We start from the raw sequence: 10,197 nt of genomic DNA, 5'->3' as shown, positions 1-10,197 counted from the left end.
GATTGTCCAATTGCATCCCGGGGCCTTGGGCCGGTTCAGCCGAAATGGTAGAACGCCAGCTTGTTGCCGTCCGGATCTCGCACATAGGCGCCGTAGAACTGGTTGGGAATGCGCTGCCCGGGCTCACCATCACAGGTCGCCCCCAGCTCAATGGCACGGTGGTAGAAGGTGTCCACGGCCTCTTTCGAGCCGGGATGGATTGCCACCATATTGCCATTACCCGGATGGTTGGGCTGGCCGTCAAAGGGCTTGCAAACGGCAAGCATGGGGGATTTCATATCCTTGCCCACAAAGGCAATTCGCTCCATATCAAGCAGTACCTTCGCACCCAGGTCCGCCAGCAGACTGGCGTAGAACGCCTTCGCCCGCGCCATGTCACTCACACCGATCGTCACGTAACCAATCATTCGCCTGTTCCTTATAGTTGATGGATCGACTCTAGCTTACGCACGGTACCACCGATTGATTCACTTTGATCACTCAATCCGATGGTTTTTTAACAGAGACCACGTCGATCCGCCCGCGGGCAAGCCTTACCTGACCTTTACGCTCCAGCTCCTTCAGCAGCCGACTGACAACTTCCCGCGCAGTACCCAGTTCGCCCGCCAACTCCTGGTGAGTAATCGCGACACTACCCTTACCACCATGGCGGACAAGCCATTCATCAAGGCGCTGATCCATGCGGCGAAATGCCACCTCCTCCACCAGCAGCATCAGGTCATCCAGCCGCCGGCCATAGGAGGACATAATTGCGAGGCGAAAGTCCCGCGACTCATCCATCAGTCGCTCGAACGTCGGACGCGGGATCAGCACGGCTTCCGAGGGCTCTTCCACATAAGCTTCCGCCCGGTAGCCATGGCCAGTCATCAGGCAACCAATGGACAGGGTGCAGATATCGTTCGGCCCCATCCGGTAAAGCACGATCCGGCTCCCTGACAACCCGGTCATTTCCACCCTTACCGAGCCGCTGAGAATCAACGGCAGGCCCTGGCAGTGATCTCCGGCACGGAACACGATCTGACCGGCCTCCAGGGATAGCCGCTGGGCCTGTCCCGCAGCATGAGCTCTCAGACCGGCGGGCAGCGATTCAAGAATTGCGTGCCCGGTACCTGCTGATTCAGAAAATTCCATCATTCGCTCCGGTGAATAACCCTGTGTGACTTTGTCACTGACACCTACTCATAACGGGTCTAGATTGAAATGGTATCAAGTCATGACATAGGAGGTTCTACCATGACCATCAATATGGGATCTGCCGACCGCGTTATCCGTGGCATCGTTGGCGTTGTACTAATCGCCCTGGTTTTTGTGGGCCCGCAAACTCCCTGGGGCTGGATCGGGATCATTCCGCTGGCAACCGCGCTGATTGGTAACTGCCCCGCATACTCCATTTTCGGGATCAAAACCTGCAAGACCAAACCCAAACACTGAAACAGGGAGTCCCGCGATGATTCGAAAAATTCTCACCCCCGCACTGATTTCGGTACTGGCCCTTTCCGCCGGCGCAGCCCTCGCTGACAGCCACAAGGACAAGAGCAAAGACCCGTCCCGGGAAGTTCTGGTCATACTCGCCAGCGAGTCCAACCAGACTCAGGGCATGGCCATGGTGTTAAGTAATACCATGGCCAGTCAGGGCGCAAAGGTGAACGTGCTGTTGTGCGACAAAGCCGGCGACCTGGCGCTCAAAAGCTATGAAGCGCCGGCGCTGAAGCCCAAGGACGTAACCCCGGGCCAGATGCTCCGTGGCCTCATCAAGCAGGGTGCGGCCGTTAACGTATGCGCGCTGTACCTGCCCAACAGCGAGCATAGCCAGGCCGACCTGATCGAGGGTGTGGGTGTTGCAACGCCCCCGGATATGGCCAGCCAGATGCTCAACCCGAAGATCCGCACGTTCAGCTTCTGATAACTCCACGATAAAAATGCCCGAGTAGAAAACCTTCCTGCCCGGGCATTTTTCTTACGGACGGTAAATCTTCTCCGGATTGATTTTGGAGGACCACGGCATGCCGGAGTTCTGCCAGCCGTTGACCACACGCATCCCCTTCTGGCCACCCTCCTTCGCCGAATCACCCTGGAAACCGTGATCCACATACTTCACATTGCTGAAGCCTCGTTCCAGCAAGTAATCTGCACTGGGCTTACCACGAGCGCTTCCGGAACGACACATGGTAATGATCAGGGCATTTCGATCCAGGCCCTTGGCTTCCAGCGCCGCATCCACCTCGGCAACAAAGTTCTCGTTCATTTCCATGGCAAAAACCCGCTTCTCCTCATTGAAGCGGCTGCGATTCACCATCTGGAACGGGATGTTCAGATCCACTGCATCGGTAAACCCGATAAACATGATCTCCACCGGATCGCGCACATCCAGAAACAGTACTTTTTCACCCGGGGACTGCACCAGCTCCCAGGTATCCGCGGGCGTTATCGAGGGCGCGTCCTCGGCCCACGACAATGGGGTGACCAACAGCAGTAACAACGGTAACAACATGCGTTTCATCTAATTTCTCCTCGTTCAGGCCCAACCCGGTCGGTTCCATAAATAGCACCGACGATTACGACGGGCTTTGTGCAAGATCAAATCCTTCCGCAAAAAATGGCCATATTTCCATTTAATATACCCTTATTCCTCATATGCCTTAAGCATAAAAAAACCGGAGCAACGGCTCCGGTTCTTGTTTGCCAGGATGGTTACCTGGCGGGTGCGTTCAATACCTCCAGCACTTCCTCAAGCTCGGTGATCATCTGGCGGATCAGCTGCTTGTACTGGGAGGTGTCATCCTTGATCTCGTGACTGCTCAGCTTCTGCTTGGCCCCACCAATGGTGTAGCCCTGATCGTACAACAGGCTCCGGATCTGGCGGATGGTGATCACGTCTGCCCGCTGGTAATAACGACGGTTTCCACGACGTTTAACCGGCGACAACTGGGGAAACTCCTGCTCCCAGTACCGCAGCACGTGGGCCTTTACGGCACACAGATCGGCGACTTCTCCGATGGTGAAGTAACGCTTCCCCGGGATCGCCGGCAGCTCGTTGTTATGACTGGGTTCCAGCATAAGCTTCTACTTTCTGTTTCAGTTTCTGACCGGGACGGAAGGTGACTACACGTCGCGCGCTGATGGGGATTTCTTCACCGGTCTTCGGGTTACGACCCGGCCGCTGCTTCTTGTCCCGCAGATCGAAGTTACCGAAACCGGACAGTTTGACCTGTTCGTTATGGCTCAGAGCACTGCGGATCTCATCAAAAAACGCTTCCACCATTTCCTTGGCTTCGCGCTTGTTCAACCCCAGCTCTTCGTACAACCGCTCGGCCATTTCCGCTTTCGTCAACGCCGTCATCTGTCAGCTCCTCAGTGTTGCTCCCAGCTCCTCCTGCAGTGCCCCGATGACACCATTGAAGAGCGAATGCACCTCTTCCTCATTCAACGTGCGCTCCGGATGCTGCCAGAACAGACTCAGCGCCAGGCTGCGATTGCCTTCGCCGAGGTTTTGGCCCTCATAGACATCAAACGCACGCAAGGACGTCAACTGATCTCCGGCATGCTGTTTAACCACACGCTCGACATCCGCAAACGTCACTCCGTCCCCGATAATGATAGCCAAATCCCGCCGAACTTCAGGGAATTTTGAAATTTCTTTGAAATTAGGCACATATCCAGAGCGGATCGAATTCAAGAATAGCTCAAACATCAGGATCGTGCCATTAAGTTCAAGCTTTTTCTGAACTTGCGGATGCAGCGTGCCCAACCAGCCGACATGATGACCATCACGCCGCAGTTCTGCCGTCTGCCCCGGATGCAGAGCGGGGTGCTGGCCGGCGACAAACGCCACCTCGATGCCCAGCAGACTGAACAGGCTTTCCAGCTCGCCCTTGACGTCAAAAAAGTCCGCGTTGCGGCGACCGTTGGCCCAATTCTCGGGCACCTGGGCACCCGCCACCACACCGGCCAGCATCGGTTGCTGGTCAATTTCACCGTTCTCGCGCACAAATCGCAGGCCAGTCTCGAACAGGCGAATCCGTGGCTGCTGCCGGTTCAGGTTATAGGCCACCGTTTTCAGCAATCCGCTCCACAGGGTGGTCCGCATGACGGACAGGTCAGCCGAGATCGGATTGGCCAGGGCGATTCCCTCCCGCTCCGGATCAACCAGGCCCTGCACCTTGGGATCCACAAAACTGTAGGTCACCGCTTCCTGGTAGCCACGGGACACAAAATAGTTCTGGATGGCCGACAATGGCCGCTCGGCCTCCGGCTGGTTACGCAGGCCAAGGGAACCGACCGGCTCAGTGACCGGAAGGTTGTTATAGCCATAGATGCGTCCAATTTCCTCGATCAGATCCACTTCGATGGTGATATCCGGGCGGAAACTTGGCACCGTGACCTGCCAGCCATCCTTCAGCAGCTTGCTGACATGCAGCCCCAGACGGGTCAGGATCTCTTCCACGGTGGTGCGATCGATATGCATCCCCAGCACATCTGCCACCCGCTGCTCACGCAGGTCAATGCTGCGGGGTGCCGGCAGGTGTTGCTCGCTGGCCACCTCCACAATGTCGCCCGGCTCACCACCCACGATGGCCATTAGCAGTGCAGTGGCGCGCTCCATGGCGTCGCGGGCCAGCTGGTAATCCACGCCCCGCTCGAAACGATGGGAAGCGTCGGTGTGCAGGCCGTAGTGCCGGGCCTTACCAGCCAAGGTAATCGGGTCGAAATAGGCCGCTTCAATAATCAGGTCGCGGGTTTTTTCGCTGACGCCGGAGTGCTCGCCACCCATCACGCCCGCGATCGCCACCGGTTTTTCATGATCGGCAATTACCAGCGTATCGCTGGTCAGGGTCACTTCCTGGCCGTCCAGCAGAACCAGTTTCTCGCCCTGTTCTGCCATGCGTACCACAATGCCGCCCTTGATCTCATCACGGTCAAACGCGTGCATCGGCTGGCCCTGCTCCAGCATCACGTAGTTGGTCACGTCCACCGCAGGATCAATGGACCGTACGCCGGAACGCCGCAGCTTTTCCTGCATCCACAGCGGAGTAGTCGCCTGCAGGTTCACATTGCGCAGGATTCGCCCCAGATAACGCGGGCAGCCTTGCGGCGCCTGGACAGAAATAGCCGGCACCTCGGAGTGGACCGCAGCTACCGGGGTGATCTCGGGCTGGCTTACCAGTGCGCTGTTGAGCACACCGACTTCCCGGGCAATGCCACGGATGGACAGACAGTCACTGCGGTTCGGGGTCAGGTCCACATCGATAGTGACATCATTCAGCCCCAGGTACGCAGCCACATCCTGCCCCACCGGGGCGTCGTCCGGCAGCTCCATCAGGCCGTCGTGGTTGTCAGACAGGCCCAGTTCGGCCTCGGAACACAGCATCCCGTGCGACGGCTGGCCGCGAAGCTTGGCTTTCTTGATCTTGAAATCACCGGGCAGAACCGCCCCCACCACGGCAAAGGGAATCTTCAGGCCTTCCCGGACATTGGGCGCGCCGCAAACCACCTGCACCGGCTCATCGCCGCCCACCACCTGGCAGACCCTGAGCTTGTCCGCATCCGGATGCGGGATAACACTGGCGACCTGGCCCACGATAACGCCGGAAAACCGGCCTGCCACCGGCTCGAAACCGTCTACTTCCAGTCCCGCCATGGTGATCTGATCCACCAGCTCCTGGGTGTCAATGGAAGGATTAACCCACTCGCGCAGCCACTGTTCACTAAATTTCATGGTGTTTGCCTTGTCCTGATGCGGTTTAGCCTGAGTATTCGGAAATCAACGAAGCGCCGGATTAACGGAACTGACGCAGGAAGCGCAGGTCGTTATCAAAGAACATGCGCAGGTCGTTTACGCCATAGCGGAGCATGGCCAGGCGCTCAACGCCCATGCCAAACGCAAAGCCACGGTACTCTTCCGGGTCGATGCCGCAGTATTCGAACACTTTCGGGTGGACCATGCCGCAGCCCATCACTTCCAGCCACTTGATACTGCCGTCGGCTTCCCGGCCCCACTCGATATCCACTTCCGCAGAAGGCTCGGTGAACGGGAAGTAAGACGGCCGGAACCGCACCTTCAGGTCTTTTTCAAAGAACACCCGGAGAAACTCTTCCACGGTACTTTTCAGATCCGCAAAGCTGACATTCTTGTCGACCAGCAGGCCTTCCACCTGATGGAACATCGGGGTGTGGGTCATGTCCGAATCACAACGGTAGACCCGGCCCGGACAGATCATGCGGAACGGCGGCTTGTTCGCTTCCATGGTCCGGATCTGTACCGGCGAGGTATGGGTACGGAGCAGCGTGCCGGGATTGAAATAGAAGGTATCGTGCATGGCCCGCGCCGGATGATGCCCGGGAATATTGAGCGCTTCGAAGTTGTGGTAATCGTCTTCGATCTCCGGCCCCTGCTCGACGGTGTAACCGGCGCGGGAGAAGAACTGCTCCATGCGCTGCAGGGTGCGGGTTACCGGATGCAGGCCACCCAGGTCCTGGCCGCGGCCTGGCAGCGTTACGTCAATGGATTCACTGGCCAGCTTCTGGTCAATGGCGGCTTGCTCGAGGCCATCCCGGCGGGCGTTGATGGCGTCCTGCACCCGGGCCTTGGCATCGTTGATTCTCTGACCGGCAGCAGGGCGCTCCTCGGGGGAAAGCTGACCCAGCGATTTCAGCTGCTGAGTAAGTACACCTTTTTTGCCGAGGTAATCGACACGGACCTGATCCAGTGCCTGCAGGCCGTCGGCCTTTGCGACAGCGGCGAGACCATCCTGAACAAGTTGCTCCAGGTTTTCCATTGACCCTGCTCCGATTCAGACGTTGGGGCTAAATACTGTAGTGCGGGAAGAACATGCCTTTCCCGACGGCTAAAACAAAAATAGGGGAAGAGCGCGCCCTTCCCCTATCAACAGGCACCCGCTCGGGGTGCCCTTATCGACCGGATGTCGATGAAAGAGCTTAAGCGATCACAGGGATGCTTTGGCTTTCTCAACAACAGCAGCAAATGCCTGCTGCTCGTTCATGGCCAGATCGGCCAGAACCTTACGGTCGATTTCAACATTCGCCTTCTTCAGACCAGCAATCAGACGGCTGTAAGACAGGCCGTTGGCACGGGCGCCAGCGTTGATACGGGCAATCCACAGTGCGCGGAAGGCACGCTTACGGTTACGACGGTCGCGGTAAGCGTACTGACCGGCCTTGATAACCGCCTGCTTGGCTACGCGGAAAACGCGACTGCGCGCTCCGTAGTAACCTTTGGCCTGCTTGAGAATCTTCTTGTGACGACGACGTGCGACCACGCCACGTTTTACACGAGCCATACTTTAATCCTTCTTAACCGGTTAGCGCTTACTGCGCGAGCATACGCTTGATGGAAGCAACATCAGACTTGGCAATCAGCTTGGTACCGCGGAGCTGACGCTTACGCTTGGGGCTCTTCTTGGTCAAGATATGACTGGTGAAGGATTGCTTGTGCTTGAAGCCGTTAGCGGTTTTCTTGAACCGCTTGGCGGCGCCGCTCTTGGTTTTCATCTTCGGCATTTTTAAAACTCCGCATTCTATTTTAAAAGTAACAATGTGTCCTGAACGACAAATCCCCCGCATGCGCGGGGGATCATCACCCGATCAGGATCACTTCTTTTTGCGGGGCGCCACAATCATGGTCATTTGGCGGCCTTCCATTTTCGGCCGCATTTCCACAGTTGCCAGCTCTTCAATATCCGCCTCGATGCGAGCCATGAGTTTCATACCGATTTCCTGGTGTGCCATCTCACGTCCACGGAAGCGAATAGTGATTTTGCCGCGGTCCCCGTTTTCAAGGAAACGTACCAGGTTGCGTAGTTTTACCTGGTAATCCCCCTCTTCAGTTCCTGGTCGGAACTTAAGCTCTTTGACTTGCGTCTGTTTCTGTTTCTTCTTGGCTGCAGCCTTCGCCTTTTTCTCGTCGAAGACCTTTTTGCCATAGTCCATTATCTTACAGACGATCGGATCGGAATCTGTAACCTGTACCAGATCCAGGGTCGCCTCCTCAGCCATCTTGAGGGCGTCTTCGATCGGAACTACCCCAACCTGATTACCTTCGGCATCGATCAGGCGGACTTCAGTTGCATCAATATTCTCATTGATCGGCGCCTTTGGAGTACGCCCACCCCGATTCGTTCGCTGTTTAATAGTCAATTCTCCGTCTTGATTCTGCCCATGCGATCAACATCTTCCTGCAGAAGCTGTTCGAACGCCTCGAGCGATAGTGTCCCCAAATCTTCACCTTTGCGGGTTCTCACCGCAACGGCGTTGTCCTCGACTTCTTTATCGCCGATAACGGCAAGGTAGGGAACCTTGTTAAGAGTATGCTCGCGGATTTTAAAGCCGATCTTCTCGTTTCTCAAGTCAGCATTAACCCTAAAGCCCAAAGAATCCAACTTTTTCGCCAGATTCTCACAATAATCACGCTGGTTATCGGTGATATTGAGGATGGCCACCTGGGTCGGCGCCAGCCAGGTCGGGAACGCGCCTTCGTATTCCTCGATCAGAATACCGATAAACCGCTCAAAGGAGCCCAATACCGCGCGATGCAGCATAACCGGCGTTTTACGCTCGGAGTTATCGGCCACGTATTGGGCGCCAAGACGACCCGGCATCGAGAAGTCCACCTGAATGGTGCCGCATTGCCATACCCGACCGATACAGTCTTTCAGGGAGAACTCGATCTTCGGACCGTAGAACGCACCTTCACCCGGCAGCAACTCCCAGTCAACCCCTTCCCGGTTAAGCGCCTCTTCCAGAGCGGCCTCTGCCTTGTCCCAGACTTCATCCGAACCTACCCGCTTTTCCGGACGGGTGGACAGTTTGTAGAGGATTTCCTTGAAGCCGAAGTCGGCATAGACTTCGTGCAGAAGATCGATAAATCGCGAAACTTCAGCCTGAATCGCCTCTTCTTCGCAGAAAATGTGCGCATCGTCCTGGGTAAATCCGCGGACACGCATGATGCCATGCAGGGCTCCGGAAGCCTCGTTACGATGACAGGACCCAAATTCCGCCAGGCGAAGCGGAAGATCCTTGTAGCTCTTCAGGCCCTGATTGAACACCTGGATGTGACAGGGGCAGTTCATCGGCTTGATGGCAAAGTCGTGCTTTTCGGACTCGGTGGTGAACATGCCGTCGTGGAACTTGTCCCAATGACCGGACTTCTCCCACAGTGTCCGTGATACCACCTGAGGTGTCTTGATTTCCTTATAACCGTGGCGGCGCAACTTGTCGCGCATGTACTGCTCGATCTGCTGGTAAACCGTCCAGCCATCGGGGTGCCAGAACACCATACCCGGCGCTTCTTCCTGCAGGTGGAACAGGTCAAGCTTCTTGCCGATCTTGCGGTGATCCCGCTTCTCGGCTTCTTCCAGACGGTGCAGATAGGCCTTGAGGTCTTTCTTGTTGCCCCACGCTGTGCCGTAAACCCGCTGCAGTTGCTCATTGCTGGTGTCGCCACGCCAGTAGGCGCCTGCTACCTTGGTAAGCTTGAACGCCTTCAGTTTGCCGGTGCTGGGCACATGAGGGCCACGGCAGAGGTCGATGAAATCACCCTGACGGTAGAAGGACAGGTCTTCCTCACCCGGGATATCCTGGATGATGCGAACCTTGTACTCCTCACCCATCTCTTCAAACAGCTTCACCGCCTCGTCACGGGACAGCACCGACCGGTGCACCGCGATGTCCTGTTTGGCGAGCTCTTCCATGCGATTTTCGATCCGGCCAAGATCTTCATTGGTGAACGGCCGGTCAAAGCGGAAATCGTAGTAGAAGCCGTTATCCACCACCGGGCCAATGGTAACCTGGGCAGCCGGAAACAGCTCTTTGACCGCCATCGCCAGCAGGTGAGCCGTCGAGTGGCGAATGATGTCGACGCCGTCTTCGTCGCGATCAGTGACGATGGCCAGCTCGACGTCATCAGAGATGGTGTGGCTGGTATCCACCAGCTTGCCGTTAACACGGCCGGCAAGTGCCGCCTTGGCAAGGCCGGCGCCGATATCGGCGGCCACGTCGTGAACGGTTACTGGCTCGGCAAAACTGCGATGGCTGCCATCCGGCAGGGTAACTACGGGCATGAGAAGCTCCTCTGGACAATACTCAGCGGTGATCGGTACCAAAGATCACATGTTGACGGCGCCCACGACACAAACCGGGGGCCCGTTTGAGGGCGGAGTTTAACAGGCCGCCCGAGGCGGT

Annotated in this window: 13 protein-coding genes; 2 read left to right on the top strand and 11 right to left on the bottom strand. The window is 56.9% G+C overall.

Translation table 11 applies throughout. The features are described from left to right. Positions 1–35: 35 nt before the first annotated feature. Both CLH61_RS00335 and CLH61_RS00330 read right to left on the bottom strand, forming a co-directional pair. Positions 36–407 (bottom strand): VOC family protein, encoded by a 372-nt coding sequence (locus tag CLH61_RS00335; RefSeq protein WP_099612728.1) that lies wholly within the window; start codon positions 405–407, stop codon positions 36–38. A gap of 73 nt (positions 408–480) precedes the next feature. Further along, positions 481–1,134, bottom strand: a complete 654-nt coding sequence (locus CLH61_RS00330; protein WP_228152484.1) for a Crp/Fnr family transcriptional regulator — start codon at positions 1,132–1,134, stop codon at positions 481–483. 99 nt (positions 1,135–1,233) lie between these two features. Between CLH61_RS00330 and CLH61_RS00325 the strand changes: the two genes are divergently transcribed. Together CLH61_RS00325 and CLH61_RS00320 are read left to right on the top strand one after the other, a co-directional pair. Then, entirely contained in the window at positions 1,234–1,431 is a 198-nt protein-coding gene (locus CLH61_RS00325; RefSeq protein WP_099612726.1) for a YgaP family membrane protein, read from the top strand. A 16-nt stretch (positions 1,432–1,447) separates the two neighbouring features. Then, entirely contained in the window at positions 1,448–1,903 is a 456-nt protein-coding gene (locus tag CLH61_RS00320; RefSeq protein WP_099612725.1) for a DsrE family protein, read from the top strand. A gap of 54 nt (positions 1,904–1,957) precedes the next feature. On the opposite strand, the gene CLH61_RS00315 is transcribed toward CLH61_RS00320, so the two are convergent. The 9 genes from CLH61_RS00315 to thrS form a co-directional block, all read right to left on the bottom strand. After that, positions 1,958–2,500, bottom strand: coding sequence for a rhodanese-like domain-containing protein (locus CLH61_RS00315; RefSeq protein ID WP_099612724.1), 543 nt, complete (start codon positions 2,498–2,500; stop codon positions 1,958–1,960). 191 nt (positions 2,501–2,691) lie between these two features. Then, positions 2,692–3,057, bottom strand: coding sequence for a MerR family transcriptional regulator (locus tag CLH61_RS00310; protein ID WP_099612723.1), 366 nt, complete (start codon positions 3,055–3,057; stop codon positions 2,692–2,694). Next, entirely contained in the window at positions 3,038–3,340 is a 303-nt protein-coding gene (gene ihfA, locus CLH61_RS00305) for an integration host factor subunit alpha (protein WP_099612722.1), read from the bottom strand. Before ihfA ends, CLH61_RS00310 begins: the two co-directional genes overlap by 20 nt. 3 nt (positions 3,341–3,343) lie before the next feature. Continuing rightward, on the bottom strand, positions 3,344–5,716 hold the full coding sequence (pheT, locus tag CLH61_RS00300) for a phenylalanine--tRNA ligase subunit beta (protein ID WP_099612721.1): 2,373 nt from the start codon (positions 5,714–5,716) through the stop codon (positions 3,344–3,346). A gap of 61 nt (positions 5,717–5,777) precedes the next feature. After that, positions 5,778–6,776: a phenylalanine--tRNA ligase subunit alpha gene (pheS, locus tag CLH61_RS00295; RefSeq protein WP_099612720.1), complete on the bottom strand. Its 999-nt coding sequence runs from the start codon at positions 6,774–6,776 to the stop codon at positions 5,778–5,780. A 168-nt stretch (positions 6,777–6,944) separates the two neighbouring features. Beyond that, positions 6,945–7,298, bottom strand: a complete 354-nt coding sequence (gene rplT, locus CLH61_RS00290; protein WP_022989373.1) for a 50S ribosomal protein L20 — start codon at positions 7,296–7,298, stop codon at positions 6,945–6,947. Between the two features lie 28 nt (positions 7,299–7,326). Beyond that, on the bottom strand, positions 7,327–7,518 hold the full coding sequence (gene rpmI, locus CLH61_RS00285; RefSeq protein ID WP_099612719.1) for a 50S ribosomal protein L35: 192 nt from the start codon (positions 7,516–7,518) through the stop codon (positions 7,327–7,329). A gap of 90 nt (positions 7,519–7,608) precedes the next feature. Further along, the gene (gene infC, locus CLH61_RS00280) at positions 7,609–8,154 is read right to left on the bottom strand and encodes a translation initiation factor IF-3 (protein ID WP_099612718.1); all 546 of its coding nucleotides are present in this window, start codon (positions 8,152–8,154) and stop codon (positions 7,609–7,611) included. Further along, entirely contained in the window at positions 8,151–10,076 is a 1,926-nt protein-coding gene (gene thrS / locus CLH61_RS00275; RefSeq protein WP_099612717.1) for a threonine--tRNA ligase, read from the bottom strand. Before thrS ends, infC begins: the two co-directional genes overlap by 4 nt. Between the last annotated feature and the right edge of the window lie 121 nt (positions 10,077–10,197).

The organism is Marinobacter profundi (assembly GCF_002744715.1).
GTDB classification, from domain to species: domain Bacteria; phylum Pseudomonadota; class Gammaproteobacteria; order Pseudomonadales; family Oleiphilaceae; genus Marinobacter; species Marinobacter profundi.
Note: the sequence above shows the minus strand (reverse complement) of the source record. Positions and strands in the feature narration are given on the sequence as shown.

Coding starts and splice junctions, on each gene's coding strand:
- rplT (WP_022989373.1), bottom strand. CDS start 7,298: ATGGCTCGTGTAAAACGTGGCGTGGTCGCACGTCGTCGTCACAAGAAG.
- rpmI (WP_099612719.1), bottom strand. CDS start 7,518: ATGCCGAAGATGAAAACCAAGAGCGGCGCCGCCAAGCGGTTCAAGAAA.
- CLH61_RS00310 (WP_099612723.1), bottom strand. CDS start 3,057: ATGCTGGAACCCAGTCATAACAACGAGCTGCCGGCGATCCCGGGGAAG.
- CLH61_RS00330 (WP_228152484.1), bottom strand. CDS start 1,134: ATGATGGAATTTTCTGAATCAGCAGGTACCGGGCACGCAATTCTTGAA.
- CLH61_RS00335 (WP_099612728.1), bottom strand. CDS start 407: ATGATTGGTTACGTGACGATCGGTGTGAGTGACATGGCGCGGGCGAAG.
- pheT (WP_099612721.1), bottom strand. CDS start 5,716: ATGAAATTTAGTGAACAGTGGCTGCGCGAGTGGGTTAATCCTTCCATT.
- CLH61_RS00325 (WP_099612726.1), top strand. CDS start 1,234: ATGACCATCAATATGGGATCTGCCGACCGCGTTATCCGTGGCATCGTT.
- pheS (WP_099612720.1), bottom strand. CDS start 6,776: ATGGAAAACCTGGAGCAACTTGTTCAGGATGGTCTCGCCGCTGTCGCA.
- CLH61_RS00315 (WP_099612724.1), bottom strand. CDS start 2,500: ATGAAACGCATGTTGTTACCGTTGTTACTGCTGTTGGTCACCCCATTG.
- thrS (WP_099612717.1), bottom strand. CDS start 10,076: ATGCCCGTAGTTACCCTGCCGGATGGCAGCCATCGCAGTTTTGCCGAG.
- ihfA (WP_099612722.1), bottom strand. CDS start 3,340: ATGACGGCGTTGACGAAAGCGGAAATGGCCGAGCGGTTGTACGAAGAG.
- CLH61_RS00320 (WP_099612725.1), top strand. CDS start 1,448: ATGATTCGAAAAATTCTCACCCCCGCACTGATTTCGGTACTGGCCCTT.